At 35.2% G+C, this 20,435-nt stretch carries 16 protein-coding genes and 1 tRNA gene; 3 read left to right on the top strand and 14 right to left on the bottom strand.

Annotation, left to right across the window (positions count from 1 at the left end):
* Nucleotides 1-85 precede the first annotated feature (85 nt).
* Both NRE15_RS13820 and NRE15_RS13815 read right to left on the bottom strand, forming a co-directional pair.
* On the bottom strand, nucleotides 86-439 hold the full coding sequence (locus NRE15_RS13820; RefSeq protein WP_313793448.1) for a YtxH domain-containing protein: 354 nt from the start codon (nucleotides 437-439) through the stop codon (nucleotides 86-88).
* Between the two features lie 13 nt (nucleotides 440-452).
* Nucleotides 453-878, bottom strand: a complete 426-nt coding sequence (locus tag NRE15_RS13815; RefSeq protein WP_313793447.1) for an HIT family protein — start codon at nucleotides 876-878, stop codon at nucleotides 453-455.
* A gap of 300 nt (nucleotides 879-1,178) precedes the next feature.
* Between NRE15_RS13815 and NRE15_RS13810 the strand changes: the two genes are divergently transcribed.
* From NRE15_RS13810 to NRE15_RS13800, 3 genes are all read left to right on the top strand, one after another.
* The gene (locus NRE15_RS13810; RefSeq protein ID WP_313793446.1) at nucleotides 1,179-1,883 is read left to right on the top strand and encodes a hypothetical protein; all 705 of its coding nucleotides are present in this window, start codon (nucleotides 1,179-1,181) and stop codon (nucleotides 1,881-1,883) included.
* A 72-nt stretch (nucleotides 1,884-1,955) separates the two neighbouring features.
* Nucleotides 1,956-2,027 (top strand) — tRNA-Arg (locus tag NRE15_RS13805).
* A gap of 73 nt (nucleotides 2,028-2,100) precedes the next feature.
* Nucleotides 2,101-2,688, top strand: a complete 588-nt coding sequence (locus NRE15_RS13800) for a Gx transporter family protein (protein WP_313793445.1) — start codon at nucleotides 2,101-2,103, stop codon at nucleotides 2,686-2,688.
* A gap of 123 nt (nucleotides 2,689-2,811) precedes the next feature.
* Here the strand turns inward: NRE15_RS13800 and NRE15_RS13795 are convergent, their stop codons facing one another.
* The 12 genes from NRE15_RS13795 to cdd form a co-directional block, all read right to left on the bottom strand.
* Nucleotides 2,812-3,756 carry a 3'-5' exoribonuclease YhaM family protein gene (locus tag NRE15_RS13795; RefSeq protein WP_313793444.1) on the bottom strand — a complete coding sequence of 315 codons (945 nt, stop codon included), beginning with the start codon at nucleotides 3,754-3,756 and terminating at the stop codon, nucleotides 2,812-2,814.
* 56 nt (nucleotides 3,757-3,812) lie between these two features.
* Nucleotides 3,813-6,638 (bottom strand): ATP-binding protein, encoded by a 2,826-nt coding sequence (locus NRE15_RS13790; protein ID WP_313793443.1) that lies wholly within the window; start codon nucleotides 6,636-6,638, stop codon nucleotides 3,813-3,815.
* Entirely contained in the window at nucleotides 6,628-7,899 is a 1,272-nt protein-coding gene (locus tag NRE15_RS13785; RefSeq protein ID WP_313793442.1) for a metallophosphoesterase family protein, read from the bottom strand. Before NRE15_RS13785 ends, NRE15_RS13790 begins: the two co-directional genes overlap by 11 nt.
* A 163-nt stretch (nucleotides 7,900-8,062) precedes the next feature.
* Nucleotides 8,063-8,422: a YlbF family regulator gene (locus NRE15_RS13780; RefSeq protein WP_313793441.1), complete on the bottom strand. Its 360-nt coding sequence runs from the start codon at nucleotides 8,420-8,422 to the stop codon at nucleotides 8,063-8,065.
* Nucleotides 8,423-8,513: 91 nt separating this feature from the next.
* Complete coding sequence (locus tag NRE15_RS13775; protein WP_313793440.1) at nucleotides 8,514-10,625, bottom strand: transglycosylase domain-containing protein; 2,112 nt, start codon at nucleotides 10,623-10,625, stop codon at nucleotides 8,514-8,516.
* Nucleotides 10,626-10,900: 275 nt separating this feature from the next.
* Nucleotides 10,901-13,318, bottom strand: a complete 2,418-nt coding sequence (locus NRE15_RS13770) for a glycogen/starch/alpha-glucan phosphorylase (protein WP_313793439.1) — start codon at nucleotides 13,316-13,318, stop codon at nucleotides 10,901-10,903.
* A 26-nt stretch (nucleotides 13,319-13,344) separates the two neighbouring features.
* Nucleotides 13,345-14,784 carry a glycogen synthase GlgA gene (gene glgA, locus NRE15_RS13765; RefSeq protein WP_313793438.1) on the bottom strand — a complete coding sequence of 480 codons (1,440 nt, stop codon included), beginning with the start codon at nucleotides 14,782-14,784 and terminating at the stop codon, nucleotides 13,345-13,347.
* A gap of 9 nt (nucleotides 14,785-14,793) precedes the next feature.
* Nucleotides 14,794-15,939 (bottom strand): glucose-1-phosphate adenylyltransferase subunit GlgD, encoded by a 1,146-nt coding sequence (glgD, locus tag NRE15_RS13760; protein WP_313793437.1) that lies wholly within the window; start codon nucleotides 15,937-15,939, stop codon nucleotides 14,794-14,796.
* Entirely contained in the window at nucleotides 15,926-17,077 is a 1,152-nt protein-coding gene (locus NRE15_RS13755; RefSeq protein ID WP_313793436.1) for a glucose-1-phosphate adenylyltransferase, read from the bottom strand. The genes glgD and NRE15_RS13755 overlap by 14 nt, the downstream gene beginning before the upstream one ends.
* 56 nt (nucleotides 17,078-17,133) lie before the next feature.
* Nucleotides 17,134-19,056 carry a 1,4-alpha-glucan branching protein GlgB gene (gene glgB, locus NRE15_RS13750; protein WP_313793435.1) on the bottom strand — a complete coding sequence of 641 codons (1,923 nt, stop codon included), beginning with the start codon at nucleotides 19,054-19,056 and terminating at the stop codon, nucleotides 17,134-17,136.
* Nucleotides 19,057-19,569: 513 nt separating this feature from the next.
* Nucleotides 19,570-19,950 carry a lactoylglutathione lyase gene (gene gloA / locus NRE15_RS13745; RefSeq protein WP_313793434.1) on the bottom strand — a complete coding sequence of 127 codons (381 nt, stop codon included), beginning with the start codon at nucleotides 19,948-19,950 and terminating at the stop codon, nucleotides 19,570-19,572.
* Nucleotides 19,951-20,027: 77 nt separating this feature from the next.
* Complete coding sequence (gene cdd / locus NRE15_RS13740; protein WP_313793433.1) at nucleotides 20,028-20,435, bottom strand: cytidine deaminase; 408 nt, start codon at nucleotides 20,433-20,435, stop codon at nucleotides 20,028-20,030.

The following is a 20,435-nucleotide window of genomic DNA, read 5'->3' as shown; positions in this document are numbered from 1 at the left end:
CTTCGTCTCCATTCAAAAATAATTTTTCTAACAATGAATACTATATCATTTAATCCGATATAAGATAAAGTGAATCCAAAAATCTTTAGGAATTTTCATTAAATTTTTCAACATTTTCATCAATTGACTCTTGTAATTTTTCTGCTTTCTCTTTAATTCGTCTTATTCTAGGTTTAGTTTCCTCTTGAAAATGTTGGACTGAGACTTGAATATCTTTTGACGCTGTTGAAGCACTCGATAGCCCTTCTGTTGATAAGCGTTCAATCGCCATTTTTAAATTATCCACTTTGAATCGTACATCATTCACATCATCCGTTGTTTGATCAATGAAATCTTTTATGTTTTGTCGCGTTTCACGTCCACTGGCAGGCGCATTCATTAAACCAGCCATTCCACCGAATACAGCTCCCCATAAAAAGCCACTTTTAAATCCAGCCATAATATTAACGCTCCTATTGTATATTTTTATTGATTGTATCAGCTATTTCCAATAAATCATCTTGGTTGTAGTTAGTTTGATTGTTTTCGAACTTCATAGCAAAACCTTCATCTTCCTGATAGCGTGGGATTAAATGAAAATGCGAATGAAAAACAGATTGGTAAGCTAGCGGTTCATTATTATTAACAATATTTAAGCCTTTCATATCAGGAAATGCTTTTTTCAAAGCACGCGCTACCATCGGAATGCGGCTAAAAACATCGGCAGCAAGTATTTCATCATATTCATAAATATCTTTAACATGTTCTTTTGGTACAATTAAAGTATGACCTTTTGTCACTTGCGAAATATCTAAAAATGCATATATTTTTTCATCTTCATAAACTTTTGAAGAAGGTATGTCACCTTCGATTATTTTACAAAACACACAATCATTCATTATTATAGTCTCCTATCTCCGTATAAATCATTAAACTAATAATAATATTTTAACATAAATTGACTATAATTCCATTTTATAAGACTAGTTGCACATAAAATGCACCTATCAAAGCTAAAAATCAATTTTGGACTTTAGTAACAAACTATAACTCTTCATATTAAATTCATAAATTATTCATATAATACGATGTTTTTCAATCTTATTTCGATTATTCATCATTAATCAGTTAACTTCTTATGATATAATACTTTTGATAAGAAGTTAAACTTTATTTTGCTTAATTAAGGAGGTACTCAAATGTTAAATATAACAACAAAAATAGATAAAAACATTGTCATCTCATTGATTATAGCCATATTCATTTTACCTTATTCACAACTAAATGTTCATGCGCAAACGGAAGAAAATGAAGATGTAGAAACAGAATACATTCAATCAAATGGTGATGCATTTGATGCTTTTATCCCATATGCTCAATTTGTAAAATATCAATACTTAGGTAATGGTTCAAATTTTACCGTTAGGGACATTATCATGGAATATACTTCAGATGCTAATGGAATTTTCCAAGTCACTGAGTTTACAGGTGATCAAGCAAAAGCATTTATTTACCAAAAACGTGAGAGTGGTTTGTATGAATTAGCCTATTTCGATGAATATAATGATGTACAAGATTTACGTTATTCCAGCGATGCAACTGATGGAGTGGATTCGCTGATAATTCCATCGAATTTATCCGTTGGTTATTCTTATCAATCTGGATATCATAAGGAATTAACACGAACAATTATTAATAATTTCCCAATTGTCACAATCGGTGATATAAGTTACGAGAATGTCTATTTAATTGAAGAAAATTCCAATCCTAATGGACAAGGAATCACCAAACATTTTTACTTTGCTCCTCAATATGGTATCATACAAGTAGATGAAATTCATGGGGATGGTAGTTCATCAGCACTCATGCAACTATCTCACACTGAAGGATATATTGGCAATTAAAACTCTACTCCCTCAAAATCATGCTTTTGCACTTGCAAAAACATGATTTTGTTAGTATTATAGTAAAGTTAGGTCAGCGTAGTGTAATGGATATCACACAAGATTCCGGTTCTTGTGATGGGGGTTCGATTCCCTCCGTTGACGTTCAAAGAAACAGCACCTCCATTGGTGCTTTTTTCATAGTTAAAATGTCTACTAAAAACGTAAGGAGGTTGACATGGGAGTTAAAAGTAGTAATCGGATGATGGTTTATATTGCTACGCTTGCTGCACAAGCTGTTATTATTGGGCTTTTAGAACGATTTATTCCTTCTCCATTTTCCTTTGCCCCAGGAGCAAAACTAGGTTTATCGAATCTAATTTCTGTTATTGCGATATTTACTTTACCTTTTAAATATAGTATTCAAGTTGTTCTATTGAAATTTATTTTAACGGCATTGTTAGGTGGTACTTTATCTACATTTATTTACAGTTTTGCGGGCGGTATGTTAAGTTACTTCATGATGTTATTAACTAAACAATTAGGTCCTAAACGGGTTAGTGTCATTGGTATTTCCATTTTAGGTGGTGTTATGCATAATGTGGGACAATTAAGTGCTGCCGCGCTCATGGCTCGTTCGTGGTCAGTCTTAAACTACTTACCTGTCCTATCTATTAGTGGGATACTTGCTGGCTTTGCTGTGGGGATTGGTGGTAATTATTTACTTAATCGCATTTCTATTTTACGTGTTTATCATACAGAACTTTCATTAAGTCAAAAACAAGAATCTTGGCTTAATCAAGAACTTGAACCTAATGAAAAATAAAAATCCAATTTTTTAATTATAGCGACTCAATAATTAGTTTGAGCCGGTCCCACTATAATTAAAAAATCGGATTTTTTTGTGCGGTAATATTTATTCTAAGCCTTATGGCTAGTTTTTCAACAACTACTTAAACGTTGGTTTGTACATTTTACGACGATCCAATGGATAAATGGCTTCGCTAAATTCGCCAGCTTTTGTTTTTGATGTTGCTGATAAGATCATATTAATTGACGCATCGAGGTTATCAATCATATGAATCACTTCTGCTTCTAAAATTCGTGGTGTCACAGGACTACCAAACTCCAGTTTACCATGATGGGATAAAACGACATGCTTTAACAAGACAATGGCTTCATGATCCGTATTAATTCCAATTTCTGTACATGCGCGATCAATCATTTCATCGACAATAACAATATGTCCTAACAATTGACCTTTAAAAGTGTACTCCGTTGACAGAGGACCACTTAACTCAACCGTCTTACCTACATCATGTAAAATAATACCACCAATTAACAAACTAGCATTTAAATCGGGATAAATGGTCATCAATTGACGGGCAATTTTCAACATCGTTACCGTATGGTAACTTAAGCCGCCTGCTAACGCATGATGATTACGTTTAGCTGCTGGATAAGTATAAAATTCATTATCCACTTGGTGTAAAATTTTGCGTACAACCCGCGCAATGTTAGGCTCCCTAATCTCAAACAAGGCTTCATTAATTTCTTCTTGAAGGACTTCTCGTTTAACTTCAATACGCTCAACATACATCGTTGGATCATCCGGCTCACCTGCTTCAGCAAGTCGAATCGCTTTTATCTTCACTTGTGGTTGACCCTGATAAGTATCACGTTCACCACGAAGGAATACGACTTTTCCGGTTTGAAACGTTGCAATTTCTTTTTCAGTTGCTGACCAATACATACCATCGATTGAACCCGAACGGTCTTGAAAGGTAAATGCTATAAAAGGATTTCCATTCCGGGCTGTTTTCACATCAGCTGTTTTAATTAGGACAAACAAACTGAATTCTTCACCGTTCTCAATATCATAAATTCGCTTCATGTCATCCTCCTGACTTATTATATTTTAATCTGTAATTCCATCAAAGTGACAGGCCATTAATCTCTTTCTTCCACTATTTCCTTTTCAGTATTGTTAGTTGTTACACTTAAATCAATGCGTTGTTCATCTTTAAATGAATCTTTGGCTTGTTGATCAAAGGTAAAAAATAAAACTTGCGTCTCTTCACTTACTTTTTCCAAAACTTGGTACATACTGGTTTTGCGGAACTCATCAAAATTAACAAAAGCATCATCAATAATAATCGGCATTTCAACCATTCCACTGGCACTTCGAACGAAAGCAAGCCTCAATGCAACATACAATTGTTCCAACGTACCTTGTGATAATTCATGGGGTTCAAATAAAATATCGCTGAATTGTTTAACTTTAATGCCTTTTTTGTTCAATTTAATTTGTGTATAACGACCATAATTTAACTTAGCGAAAATCTCATTCGCCAGTTCATTCATTTCAGGAACAGGATTTTCTAACCCTTGACGTAACGTTAAATGAATTAAGTTCATCGCAATCCGTTTCCGTCCCCAATCAGTTATCATGGCCTTAATTTCGGCTTTTTTGTTTTCTAATTCTTGACTTAATTCCTGCGAGCTACCATCTTGTTCAAGTTGTTGAATTTCAACCGTCAAATTCGCACGTTCATTTTGATGAGGTGTTAATCGTTCTTTAGCCTCAGTTAATTGGACATCTAATTTCTGCATCATTAATGTCAAAGCTTGCTTATTAGTCACATTTTCCAATGCTTCTTCATATCCTACCATTTGCTCTTGATAGAGTTTGTGCTTGGTCTCTAACTCAGCGATACGCTGATTCACTTCAACTTTTTGATGAAACTCCATTTCGTTTTTGCTATCAGAAGCTTCTAAAATGGTTTGAATCTTGACATTCGTTTGCTTAATGGATTCCTCAAATTCTTTAATAGAGTTTTCAGCACTATTAATTTTTTCACGTATAATATTACCACGTTCTTCTGTACGTGATAAAGAAACTTCGACATCTTCCACGTGACGGATTAAAGAACGGATGGATTCATCTTTTGTCGGAAATCGTTTTAAAAGTTCGGCAATTGTCATTTTCCAATTTTCTGTTTGCTCAGTTAATTTATCTTTCTCTACCTCAAGTAATGCTCGCTTCTCTTTAGCTTCAAAATATTGCTTCACAGGATTGGTTTTCAAAATTATTTCGGAATCTGCCGTTGGATAAAAACCAATATCGACCAACCAACGTTTTTGATCACGGATATTATTCTCAATCTCCGCATCAATTTGTCTTATTATTTCATCACGATGATTAATCTGAATGCCCAGTTGATTACTTTGATCCTTATATTGATTTTCCTGTTCTCTTAGTTCGGCAATTTTTGTCACAACGGGACTTTCTTTAAAAGCTTTAAATAATTGACGGTGTTTGAAAAAGACAATGAGACTCATTACCACACCTATAACAGCTAGTATACCACCAATAATCATATACATATTATTGGAACTGTTAAAATTCAAAAGAACAACAAATATCCCCACTAAAATAAAGATAAACCCTAAAAAATAGTTTTTAAGACTTGTTTGTTCCATCAACTTAGCTTCATCGTTGATTCTTTGGTTCTCTAATTTAGCTGCTTGTGATCGTACAATGGCCGTATAATTTTGTTGATCTTTGCGGTGATCAAGAAAGGCTTTTCTTTCCCCATGCACACTTTCACGTTGCGTTTTCAGTTCTTCAATATTGGCTTGGATTCCCAAACCTTCTTCTAGTTTTTCATCATACTCAGTTGATTGCGTAATTTTAGCTGGATAAAATTGTCCACGCTCTGCTAGTTGTAGCATCATCTGATTTTGTTCTTCAATTCGCTCAAGCGTTTGTTCTAATTTTGATTGAACATCCTTAATCTTTTGCGCATCAACCTTCCATTGACGCCTTTCACTTTGATGATTCATTGCCCAATTCAAGCGGGTCAATGTATTGATTTCCTCATTGTAATGCGTAATCCGTTCCTTCAATTGGATAATAGAGGCTTGATTTTGTTGGTTGATGCGAAGACTATCTTCCAACTCATTAACGGCTTCTTTTTCAATCGGTGTATAGATTAACTCATCCAGTTCGCGCATGACTGTTTTATCTTTAATAAAAATATCGTAGCGTCCAAGTAGTTTATCTAAGGCGCGGTTATCTTGCTCAATTTGGTTAATTTCTTGATTAATTTCATTAACAATGCTTTCTTGCTCTTTTTGCTGTTCAACTAAAGTATTATAACGAGACATGTTTTTCATAACTGCTTCAAGTCGTGCAGCTAACGAATCATATTCATTTAATAGTTGGTTTAATGGGCGGTTACTTGCTTGTGGACGATATAAGTCGTCGGTTTGTTTTTCAAAAGTTTTAGCAATTTGGAGAAATTTATCACTACCCACAGTACCTATACTTAAAAAATAATCGCTCAGTTGGTCTGCATCAATATTACTCAACTCTTGTAAATTTTGTAAATTAAACGCATAAAAATTATCGAATAATGTCTCATCTAATCCACCTAAGATTTGATCTAAAGTTGACGGATCTAATTCTGTCCCATCTTCTTGGTAGACACGAAATATTTTACTGGTTCGTTCAACCCAGACGGTTCCAAACTGGGTATCAATCAGACGAATTCTTCCCCCATAAACATCAGAATGATGAGGTTCATAGCGATTGACTTGATTGACTTTGCGTCTTCTGGTAGGGAACCCAAATAGAATACTTCTTATAAACGATTGAAGCGTTGATTTACCGGCTTCATTTTTTCCGTAAAATAATTGTAAATGTTCATTTATTTCAAAACGTTGATTGACCCATTTACCATACCCATAAATATCAAGTGTTTTAATCTTCATGGTCAACCCCCTCAACATCAAAGCCGATAGACTGAATAAGTAATTCTTGTGCCTCTTTAATTATATTCGCCTTTAAATCAGCATCTTCAACTAAATCCGTTAACCGAGAACGCATAACCGAATGATTAAACACATCCTTCATAATGTCTTCATACAGTTGATTGGTTTCAAGTTCTTGAACGGCTTTTTTATAACTATCATTCAATTTAGGATCATATTGAAAGGCATCTAAGGACATCTGTTTGTTTAAAACAATTGAAATAACCACTACAAACAAATTATCATCCGTTACATCCGAAACGGTAGTCAATAACTCGCCACTTTCCACTTGTTCTTGTAATTCAATCGGTAGTCGTTGAGCATTGTCTAAAATGATATTTAATAGATATGATTGCTGATTTGGCACCGTCTCAAGTCGATAATTCGAAACAGCTTCATTAATTTTTTCCACTAAATCAAGGGCTTGCCATTGATACTGACAATCAATCGTCACATTTTCATAGACGATTTTAGCTAAGGAAATAAATTCAGATTTTGCTGGTTGATTTTTTTCTAAATCAATCAGAAAAGCGCCTTTATCGCCTGTTTCTAAACGATTTCTACCTTGAATAGTCCCTGAATATTGGATTAATGGATTTTGACTTAAGGTCATTGACTGATGAATATGTCCTAAAGCCCAATAATTGTAATTTTTTGAAGATAATTCTTGAATGGTAAACGGAGCGTAATTTCCAACTTTCGAAGATTGGCTGGCCATATCACCATGCAACATTCCAACCGTGTAGTCTGTTTCAGATGGATTGATGGGGAATTGTTCAATTTTACGCTCAGGTATCCAACGTCTATTATAAGAAAAACCATAAAACCGTATCGTTTCTTGATTTTTTAAAGTTATATCAACATGTGTCACTTCTTCAGTGGTTATCTGATGAACATTATCAAATGGATACAGTATTGGTTGATTATTCTGAATATAATCATGATTGCCATTAACTAACACTACAGGGATATGTACTTTATCAAGACGTTCTAGTTGTTTAGCAAAAAAATGCTGAGCATATATTGTTTGTTTGCTCGAATCATAAATATCACCAACTATAATCAATACATCCACTTTTTGATTAATGGCAATGGAGACACAACGTGAAAAAGCTTGGTAGGGAGCCTCAATTAGAGGTTTTTGTAAATGACTTATTTGCTTATCCAATCCCACAAATGGACTATCTAAATGCAAGTCAGCTACATGTAAAATTTTTGCCATCGATAGACTCCTTTCTTTTTTTATTAAATTTAAATATAAATAAATTTTTAGTTTAAATAATTACATAGATAGGATTACTCAGATGAGTGAATAAAAAACAACTGAAAGCATATCGAAAAAATCGAATGACTTCCAGCTGCCTCAATAAGTGAATTAAATCTAATTACGCATTATCTTGGTTCTGGTAAACTTCTTGTAAAGGCCGCGTAATTATATGATTAATATCTTCCATAACTTGACTAATTTGTTGTTCGCTTTCCATTAGTAGTCTAATACCTTCGTCTTCAGTTACTTTCTGGGACAAGGCTTGGATAGATTGAATTTCATCTTCAGAAGGTTGTTCGCCCGTTCTTTGTTTCGTTTGAAAATTTTGAGATGCTTCCTTAAATTCTTCAAACAAACGATTAGACTCTTCATTCCCTCGTATTAATTGAAAAGCTTCTTTTAGCTTTGCAAAAGCAGGCAAAGCACGTAAGTCTCGTTCAAGTTGATTCGCTGTATCATAAATATTATTTTCAGTCATAAAACTCCTCCTATCTTCTCTATATGATAGCAAAGAAACTATTAAATTGATAGGAAAAAACTATAAAAAATAAAATTATTTTTGTTAAAATCTAATTCAATTGATTAATGAAATCCGTCGCTGTATTCCATAAATCTGAGCCAACAGATTGAATCCCTTGCCAAGCTTCCTCAAGCCAAATTGCGCTTTGATCGAGAAAGTTATTCATCCTTTCGCCCCAATCAGTATCTTCTACATCATTAGTTGCTATTTCCATTTGAGAGGCATAAGTAACATTGAAGCTACTTTGTGGTGAATTCGCCATTAAATTAGTGGTTTGTATATTAAATAATTGTCCCATGCCTGTAGGCATTAATTCATCTAAAGACCCATCATCCACATTATCTAACCCTGACCATGTAACAATCACAAAATCGGGTGTATAGCCAACCATCCAGCGATCACGTGTTTCCATATTACCTTCAGAAACTTCCGTACTTCCCGTTTTACCCGCAAGGTAACCGTAATCGGGTCCAGCACCATAGCCAGTTCCATAACCGCCATAAGTATCCAACATCATACTCGTCATATCAGCCGCAACATTCGGCGTCATGACCATATGCTTGTTGGGACGACGGTTATCATAAACAACATTGCCTTGCGCATCTTCAATGTAACGAATGAAATAACTTTCAATTCGAACACCTCTATTAGCAAAGCTGGCATATGCATTGGCTAATTGCAATGGTGAAACGCCTTGACTCATAGCTCCTAAAGCTAATGTTAGGGATTGATCTTCTTCAGCTACTTGTATCCCAAATTGATTCAGTTTTTTAACAGATTCATTTACTCCAAACTCATCCATCAAATACACTGCGGACGTATTTTTACTCTGTGCTAAAGCGTAATACAAAGGCACCTCACCTTCTGGATCTGTTTGGCGATCATAATTTTCAGGTGCATAATTATCACTTCCATAGCCTTGTACCACATCAGGAACCATACTTCTTACTTGATAACCTTTTTCAAGAGCTGTTGTGTAAACCGCCAATGGCTTAATGGTTGATCCAGGTGAGCGGTACATATCTGTCGCACGGTTAAAGCCACGATAAACATAATCCCCGCGCCCCCCATAGACAGCCATGACACCACCCGTTGAAGGGTCTACGACAACGGATGCACTTTGGACTAAAGGTTCACCGGTCCCATCATCATTAAACAACCAGCTATTATTCTCATAAGCACTATCAATCGACCATTGATAGTTTACATTTAAGTTTGTATAAATACGGTAACCCTTTGAAAGTAAATCCGCTTCGGGAATATTAGCTAAATTAACGGCTTCGTTAATAACGGCATCAAAGTAAAAGGGATACTCGTGACTATCAGTTGAAACATACCCATCATATAATGGTATCGATAGTTGTCGGATATAGTCAGCATCTTCTGCTGAAATTTTCCCTTCATTTTCCATAACGGTTGCAACTACATTACGTCTATCAATGGCTGCGTCATAGTCATCAATCGGATTAAACAATGAGGGGCCTTTTAACATACCTGTTAAAACCATACTTTCATTGTAGTCAAGCGAATTAGCCGCATGTCCAAAATATTTCCACGAAGCATCTTCAACGCCCCAAACCCCATTACCAAAGTAGGAATGATTCAAATACATTTCTAAGATTTCATCTTTTGTATATTGTTTTTCAATTTCTAGTGCTAAAAATAATTCCTTAAATTTACGTTGGAAGGTTTGATCTAATGTTAAAAATGCATTTTTAGCTAATTGTTGGGTTAAAGTACTACCTCCACCCCCTGATGTGTCTCGGTTAATCAGCAAACGAACAAAAGCCCGTCCTATCCCAATCGTATCAAACCCATTATGTTCATAAAAACGCTTGTCTTCTACGGTCACAACCGTTTCACGCATTTGCGGGGATATTTGATCTAAAGTAACATAAGTCCCTTGTTGGGCAGCCAAGGTCCCTGCCGGATCGTCGTCAATATCATACACCGTTGTTGTCGACATTAAGCCTTCTTGTAAAGTTGAAACACTCGTCGTTTTAGCAATAATAACTAGATAAGTCGACATGAGTAAAGCCAACGACATTCCAATAAAGATTAGCCATTTCCAGCCACGGTAATAATACCAAAGGCCTTTAAATTTAGTCCACCATTCTTTAATGAATGACTTATCATCGTGCTCATTCGATTGTTCATCCATCGCTTAACGCCCCCTTCCATTAATGATTAATATTTAGTTTAGTTAATTAATAATCCCTATTCGTCGGCCTATAGACCTACTTTAAGAATATTCAATTTATTATAGCGAAAGATTGTGTCATTCGTGTTAAAATAACAAATTTGATAATATTTTTTAAATTAAATTTAACACTAAATTGAAAGTCATTAATAGAAATAAGGCTATACCGTCTAAAAAACCAACTTCTCTCATCCTTAAAAGTGAATGAAAGAAGTTGGTTAAATAAATCCATCGACTTAAAACTGTTGTAAAACTTCCGTTTCAGGTGCTACATTCCAAATATCACTGGCATACCTTAAAATCGTATAGTCTGCAGAGAATTTACCCGATTGAGCGATATTTATTAAAGATTTTTGGGTCCATGATTTCTTATTGGCATAATTAATATCGACTTTCATTTGAGCTTGATAGAAACTATGATAATCTTTCAACAAGAAATATTCATCATTGTCCGTGACTAGTGAGTTAAAAATATCAATCCCTTCAGATTTTATACCAGGAATTGTACCATCAATTAGACTATTGAGAATCCGTTGAATCTGTGGATCTCTTTCATAAATATCCCTTGCATTGTAAGCATGACTATCACGCAAGACTTGGACTTCATCAGCTTTCATTCCAAATAAGAATATATCATCTGGGCCAACTAAATTACTGATTTCGACGTTTGCACCATCAAGGGTTGCAATCGTTAAAGCACCATTCGCCATTAACTTCATATTAGAGGTTCCCGAAGCTTCTTTACCCGCTAAGGAAATTTGTTCTGATAAGTCAGCCGCTGGAATAATTAATTCCGCTAGTGAAACAGAATAATTTTCGACAAAGACAATCTTTATCATATCATTAATACGAGGATCATTATTCACTAAATCAGCTAATGCATTAATCAATTTAATAATTTGCTTAGCATAGTAATAACTTGGAGCAGCCTTTGCACCAAAGACAAAGACACGTTTAGCAAGTTTTGCTTCAGGATTATCTCTTAATTGCAAATAGCGATCGATGATATGCATCACTTGTAGTAGTTGACGTTTATAGGCATGCAAACGTTTGATTTGAACATCAAACATCGCATGTGGATCAATTTCAATGTTCATTTGCTCAGAAACAAATTTCGCAAAGCGTTTTTTGTTCGTTAACTTCACTTGTTGTAATTGGTCCAAAACACTCTCATCATCGATATAAGAACGCAATAAGCGCATTTCTTTTGGTTGGAAGCGCCATTCCTCACCAATCGTCTTATCTAGTAATTGACTGAGTGGTTCATTAGCCAATTGGACCCAACGACGATGGGTGACACCATTGGTCTTATTGTTAAATCGGAAAGGATAAATTGTTTTAAAATCACTTAAAGTATAGCGTTCTAAAATCTCTGTATGTAGTTTGGCAACTCCATTAACTGAATGCGATGAAATAATCGCTAAATTAGCCATTAGGACTTGGTCATCTTGAATAGGTGCCGTTTTATAGGCTAATTCTGATCCATACAATTCAGTCTTATTGCGAATATGACGGGCATTTATTTCATAAATGATTTGAGCGATACGTGGTATCAAGGACTCAATCATATAAACGGGCCAACGCTCCATCGCTTCTTGTAAAATTGTGTGATTGGTGTATGAGAAAGTCTTTTTACTGATATTCCAAGCTTGTTCCCACGTTAAATCTTCTTCATCTAACAAAATACGCATTAATTCAGGGATACATAAGGTTGGGTGGGTATCATTAATATGGATAGCAACTTTTTCAGGAAACCTTGTCCAAGGTAGTTTTAAATTCTTAAAATAACGAACAATCGTTTGAATTCCAGCACTACTTAAGAAATACTCCTGCTTCAAACGCAATAGACGTCCTTCGTAGTTAGAATCATCCGGGTATAAAACCTCCGTTATTGAATTCACTTCTTGTCTTTGTTCACTGGTAATATATTTGCTTTCTTCATCATATGGAATTTCAGCTGAGAATAAACGCAAATTATTGACAACACCATTTCGATAACCGATTTGAGGTGTATCATAAGGTACGGCTAAAACATCAAACGTATGTTCATACTTCGGTTTTAATTTGCCATCCTTTTGTTCTTCTAACCAAACATTTCCACCAAATCTAACAATGACGGATTTTGACTCCTTGCGAACTTCCCAAGGATTAGGGTTTCTAAGCCAATTTTCAGGTAATTCTATTTGATAACCATCAATAAATTTTTGTTTAAATAATCCATACTGATAACGAATACCACACCCATTCCCATAAACATGGGTGGATGCCATGGAATCCATAAAACATGAGGCAAGGCGACCCAAACCGCCATTACCTAATGCGGGATCTACTTCCGCTTCTACAATTTTGTCAAAATCTAAGCCCAAATCCGTTAAGCCCGTTTTAACAGTATCATACACATCTAAATTTAAAAGATAGGTTTTTAATTGACGTCCGGGTAAAAATTCCATTGAAAAATAGTATACCTGTTTATCTTGATTATCAATCTTTTCTTGATTATTTTCAATCCAATAATCCGTATAATAGCCACGCAACACTTGACCTAACACTTGAAATTGCTCAAGTGTGCTTCCCATATGGTATTGGATAGCATAGACATCCTCAAAACGTTTTTTGTAGACTTCTTTAAATGTTTCAACATCCATTGGTTTCATACGCGTCCTCCTCTAAAGCACTACGCTTATCTTTCATCAATCAATTCTTGGTATAAAGCAATGTATTTTTTAGCTGGTTCTTCCCAACTAAAATCTTTTTCCATAGCATTTTTTACTAAATTATGCCAAGCTTCTGGATGATTATAGTATACATCAAGGGCGCGATAAATAGTTTGCAACATTACCCAACTATCAAAATCATAAAAACTAAAGCCAGTGCCTGAACCTGTATCAACATTATAAGGTTCAACTGTATCAGCTAAACCGCCAATCTCATGAACAATTGGCAACGTTCCATACCGCATAGAAATCATTTGTGATAAACCACAAGGTTCAAATGCACTTGGCATCAAGAACATATCGCTTGAAGCATAAATTCTTTGCGCTAAAGCCACGTCAAAATTAATAATACTGCGCATCTTATCGGGATATTTTGACTCAAAATATCTGAAACTATTTTCGAAATTTGCCTGTCCAGTTCCTAGTAGAACCACTTGAACATTTGCTTGTAATAGTTCTTCCATGCGTTCTTCAACTAACTGAAAACCTTTTTGATTCGTTAAGCGACTAACCATACCAATCATCGCGACATTTCGATCAATCGGTAACCCTAGATCTTTTTGTAAAGCAAGCTTATTTTCTACTTTACCAACCATCGATTTTTGGCTAAAGTGATGTGGAATCATCGGATCCGTTTCAGGATCATTGATGGTATAATCTATGCCATTGATAATACCACTTAATTTCCAATAATTATGCTGAAGTGTCCCTTCAAGACCTTCTCCGAAGGCTGGTGTGGTTATTTCATTAGCATAAGTAGGACTTACAGTGGTCACTCTATCTGAAAAGTTAATCCCACCTTTCATATAATTGATATTATCATAATACTTAATACCATCATCAGTAAATGTATTAAAACTAGTGCCAAAAACATTCGTTAACATTTCGGGTGAATAAATTCCTTGAAATTGAATATTATGAATGGTGTACACTTTGCGAATCCCTTTTAAGGCATCTTTCCAATGATAGCGATCAACTAGCAATACGGGCACCATCGCCGTATGCCAATCATTACAATGGATAATATCCGGAATCCATTCAATAACCTCTAACATTTCAATAATCGCCGTCGAAAAATAAGCAAAGCGCTCGCCATCATCCCATTGTCCATAGAGAGACGAACGATCAAAATAAGAAAGATTGTCGATAAAATAATACGTTAACCCTTCTAATTCAAGGGTTTTAATCCCACAATAGACATTTTTGTAGCCTAATTGAAAACGGAAATGTCGTAATTCTGACAATTGTTCTTTATATTTAGCAGGCATTTGGGAATAATTGGGTAAAACAACTCGCACATCAATACCCTGTTTTAACAATTCTTTAGGTAAAGCATAAGCCACATCACCTAGTCCACCGGTTTTAAAAAACGGGGCTGCTTCACCAGAAGCAAATAAAACTTTCATGAGAGCCTCCTATGCTTCGACATGTGTATTTTTAGGAATAACGATTAGGTTATCCGGTGTTCCAATTACCTTTGCACCTGGCTCAATTACGCAATCTTTATCGATGATTGCATATTCGATTTCAGCCCCTTCACCAATTTTGGTTCCTTGCAAGATAATACTATCTCTGATCTTTGATTGTTTAGCAATTCTCACTTTACGATTAATAATCGAATTTACAACTTCTCCACCGATTAAACAATCCGTCGCTAAAATAGCATTTTTAACATTCGATTCTTTATCATAATAAGTCGGTGAACCATTTTTCGTTTTAGTTAAAATAGGTAAACTGGAATGGAAGACAGCCGTGAATTTACTCCGATCCAACATATCCATATTGGCACGATAATATTGTTCAATACTACTAATATTAGCTGCATAACCTGTATATTCATATGTATTTGTTTTGTAGTCTAATACATAATGTTGTATTAATTCATCCAATTCCATATATTGACCATCTGCAATCGCACGGTCAATAATTTCATTCATTTTTTCTACCGAAATTAAATACATACTTAAACTAGCGTTAATCCGCTCATCATCAGGGTAATTCGTCACTTCGTGTAATTGAGTCAAATAACCATCAGTATCAAAGCTTAAAACGCGTTCTTTAGGATGATTACCGTCAATCATTTCCTTCAAAATAGGTTTATATATTAGCGTGATATCTGCTTGGCTACCTACATGTTGACGACGCACGGCTTTAATATCAATATTGGCTAGTATCTTACTTCCTGTAACAAAGACATACTCTGCCCGTGAACGCTTCATATATATACGATGATTAAAGTAATAGTCTTCGGCATCTTGTTCTAAGTGATGTCTAGATTTCCAGTTTTGTTGTGAAAAGGTAAAGATACCTCCACCTACTTGCGAATCTAGATTCCAAGCATCCCCTGAACGAATATGATCATAGATTGAACGACCGGATTCAGCAATGAATAAAGCCGCCGAGTCAATGCCAGCATGGGCAATATTTGACAACACAAAGTCGATAATACGGTAACGACTAGCAAACGGTAAAGCAGCAATTGGGCGATTATTCGTCAGTGGCTTTAATCGAGTTGCATCTTCTGTTAAGTTAATTATTGCACATAATTTATTCTTCACCATCGTATTTCGGTCCTCCTACTGTTTCTGCATAGCCTACTACAGCTATGTTATCTCTAGTCCCAATAACGCTTGCTCCATCTGCAATCACGGCTTTTTCACCAATAATGGCATATTCAATTTTACAATTAGATCCAACTGTAACATTAGCCATTAAGATTGAGTTCTCAACTTCAGAATCTAATCCGACTTTTACATCATTTGATAAAATTGAATGCTCAATATCACCCGCCACATAACATCCATCAACAATCATAGAGTCATTAACTTCAGCATCTGCTGAAATATATTGTGGTGGTGTCACTGCATTGTTAGTATAGATTCTCCAACGATCTTCAGAAATATTGAGTGGGTGATTAGGATCTAAAAACTCCATGTTCGCTTCCCATAAACTTTCAATCGTTCCAACATCTTTCCAATAACCATCAAAAGCAAATGCAAAAACATTTTCACCGTTTTCTAAATAAGCTGGGATAACATTTTTACCGAAGTCTTCCATTTCTCTTGTCTTCGCTTGATCTTCTACTAAATAACGGCGTAATGTAGCCCAATTAAAAATATAAATTCCCATAGAAGCCAGATTGCTTTTTGGTTCAGCTGGTTTTTCTTCAAATTCAATAATTCGACCACTATGATCGGTATTCATTATTCCAAACCTAGAGGCTTCTTTCATATCAACTGGAATAACACCTACCGTTAAACTGGCTTTCTTTTCTTTATGATAATCTAGCATCTCACTGTAGTCCATTTTATAAATATGGTCACCTGATAAAATTAAAACATATTCTGGATCCATGGAGTCAATATAAGAAATATTTTGATAAATCGCATTCGCTGTTCCTTTAAACCATTTTTCACCATCCGAACTAGAGTAAGGTTGTAAAATAGTTGCCCCAGCATTACGACCTGTTAACCCCCACGATGCCCCTTTACCTATATGCTCATTTAATTCAAGCGGTTGATATTGAGTAACCACTCCGATATTACGTATATTTGAATTAGCACAATTACTCAAAGCGAAATCAATTATCCGATACTTCCCACCAAATGGCACAGCTGGTTTAGCTGTTTGTTTTGTGAGGACTCCTAGACGAGTGCCCTGTCCACCCGCTAAAATCATTGCAATCATTTCATTTTTCATTGCTGCTTTAGAATACCGATTCGTTGGCGAGACGAAAATTAGTACATAATAGTATTCTATCCCCTTCCCTTTTTATTTGCGCCATAAATACGTTTTGGCTGAATATATTGGACCGATAAACCAGGTACAGAAAGTTCAATTGAAAAAGGCTGTCCATTATATTCTTGGGCGACAGTTTTAAAATCCATAACGACCTCTTCACATTTGCCACCAAATTCTGTCCAATCAGAATTCAGAAGAGTTTTATAGTCCCCTTTGTAAGGGACCCCTACTCTTACAGAGTCACGTTGTACGGGAACAAAGTTACATACGACAATTACGAAATCTCGTGGCTTTTTACCACGGCGGATAAATGTAAGGATACCTTCTTGGTAATTATCTGCATCAAGGATGGTGAAACCCTCCGCAGAATGATCGAGTTCATAGAGAGCTTTGGTTGCTAATCCCAAATGATTAATCGTTTTCATGTAATGATGATATTCTTTGTTGTAAGATCTTTCTAAATCAATCCATTCTAATTCAGAATAGTAGCGCCATTCTAAATATTGACCAATTTCATTACCCATAAAGTGTAATTTTTTCCCTGGTTGGGCAAGCATATAGCCATGGATGAGTCGTAAAGTTGCAAATTGATTATACCGATCCCCAGGAACCTTACCCAATAGAGACCGCTTGCCATGAACAACCTCATCATGTGAATAAGGCAGTATATACCGTTCATTATATTGGTACATAAATACAAAAGTAATCAGGTTTAGGTTTTGAGGGCGATAGTACGGATCCATTTCAAAAAATTTCAAGGTATCATTCATCCAACCCATATTCCATTTAAAATCAAAACCTAATCCACCCTCTTCAACTGGGGCAGTAATCTTTTCACGGCTAGTACTTTCTTCAGCCATCATAATAGCGTCAGGGAAGTGTTTTTTGATTGTCGTATTCATTTTTTGAATAAATTGAACCCCTTGATAGTTTTCATTCGTGCCATCTTCATTAGGTGTCCATGGTCCTTGATCAAAATCTAAATACAACATATTAGAAACTGCATCCACTCTTAGTCCGTCAATATGAAATTCTTTTAACCAATAGATAGCATTTGAAATCAAAAAGCTATGTACTTGCATTTTACCTAAATCAAAGTTTAAGGTTCCCCAACCTACATTATTCGCTCGATTAATATCTTGATACTCATAAGTAGGTGTCCCATCAAAATAGGCTAAGGCATTAGCGTTACGATTAAAATGCCCTGGTACCCAATCCATAAAGACGCCAATACCCGCTTTATGCGCTTCATTAACAAAATATCGCAATTCCTCAGGTGTGCCAAAACGTGAACCAACTGCAAAGTAACCGGTTATTTGATATCCCCAAGAAGCTTCTAATGGATGATCCATTAATGGCATAAATTCGATATGGGTATAACCCATTTCTTTGACATAAGGAATAAGTGAGTCGGCTAATTCTTTGAAATTATAATAAGAACCATCTAAATGTTGTCGCCAAGATGTGGCATGAACTTCATATATTTGCAAAGGTTCTTCAAAATGATTTAATCTTTTGCGTCGTTGCAACCATTTATTATCTTGCCAATCAAAGTCTTCTATATCCCATATAATCGACGCATCTTTAGGTGCTTGTTCAAAACGATAACCATAAGGATCAATTTTATATTCAATATGACCATTCCCATGATCGATACCAAATTTATAACATTGCCCCTTTTTAGCTTCTGGAACAAACAAGCTCCAAACCCCACCTTGGTAAAAATCCATTGGTTCGATACGCCATTGGTTAAAATCACCTTGTAAATAAACTTTATGTGCGTTGGGTGCCCAGACACTAAATTGATAGCCAATAACGTTACCTTCTGATTCTATCTTTTTACTCCCTAAAAACTGGTAAGCATTCGTATGGTTGCCACGATTAAAGTGATAAATATCATCGATAAAATAATCTAAATGCTGTACTCTACTCTCCATACTCAACATCCTTTCGTCATTATCATTATAATATTGAAAACGCTTTTTGTAAATGAATATCTCATTTTCATTAAAGAATATTGCTTATTCTAAATTTAACTATCTTTAATTTAAATATTAGCATAGTTTAATTGAATTACTAAATAATATCCTTCAGCCAAAAGATGAAATCATTCGAAATCTAATGATAATTTTATTGAATTTTCATAGAATTCTTATTTATTTTCTTAATAGTATCATATCAAATTTTTAGAAAAATAAAACTAAATAAAACAAAAAACCTATCAAAAACATCGAAATGTTTTTGATAGGTCAAAAGTAAATGCTTACTTTTCGAACGACAGAGCCATTTAAGAATGACTAAAATAAAATGTTCACAGCAGATTATTTTTGTATCAGCTATCCTAGCTTGGTTTCCCACGATACCCTGTCTTTGCAATCGATCAGATTGCTTATTCGACTCATCGCAAAGGCTATTTTAGCATAGTAATGGCTACTTAACAAGTAGATTTTTTACTTTTCTAACATCACTTCTAAACGGTAACCATCAGGATCTGATACAAAGAAATAAGTGGGTGGATTGCCAGGCAATCCTTTTAAATCAGTCGTTTCATAGCCCGCAGCCACACATTTTTCATGCATTTCTTCTAAATCATCAACCGCAATGGCTAAATGGCTAAAGCCATCACCGATTGTATAAGGACCGGCACCATAGTTATAAGTTAACTCTAATTCAAAATCACTACCAGGAACAGTCAAATAGACTAAATCAAAATTGTGTTCGGGGAATTTTCTTTCACGACTTACTGAAAAATCAAATAACTCCGTATAAAATTTCATTGACGCTTCCAAATCTTGAACACGATAACAAGCATGTAATATTTTTTGTACCATTATAATCCTCCTTAAATTGACTAACTCTAATATATCAAAGCCCTACAATAATAACAATTAATCTAAATCACCGACAATTACATATCCATGGTTTCAAATGCAAAAGGGACAAGTTCCCTAACCGAAGTTGTCAAAATACTCTCATCTTCGCGTGTTAAGTAAACTGGGGTCTCTGGATCACAAAATTCAACCATTACTTGCCGACAAATGCTACAAGGCGGTAAAAAATCCTTTGTGTCTCCTGCTACTGCAATGGCATTAATGGATTTCGGTTTGTATCCAGCCGATAAAGCGGTAAAGATGGCGCTTCGTTCAGCACAATTTGTTGCTCCAAATGAGACATTCTCAATATTCGCTCCTGTAAACACCTGATCATCATCCATTTTTATAGCTGCCCCCACTCTAAAATGTGAATATGGACTATAAGAATGTTCCTTAACTTTATGCGCTTCCTCAATTAATTTTTTAATTTCACTATTCTCCAT

Source organism: Fundicoccus culcitae (assembly GCF_024661895.1).
GTDB classification, from domain to species: domain Bacteria; phylum Bacillota; class Bacilli; order Lactobacillales; family Aerococcaceae; genus Fundicoccus_A; species Fundicoccus_A culcitae.
The sequence above is the reverse complement of the archived record's forward strand: the minus strand, read 5'-3'. Positions and strand labels throughout refer to the sequence as shown.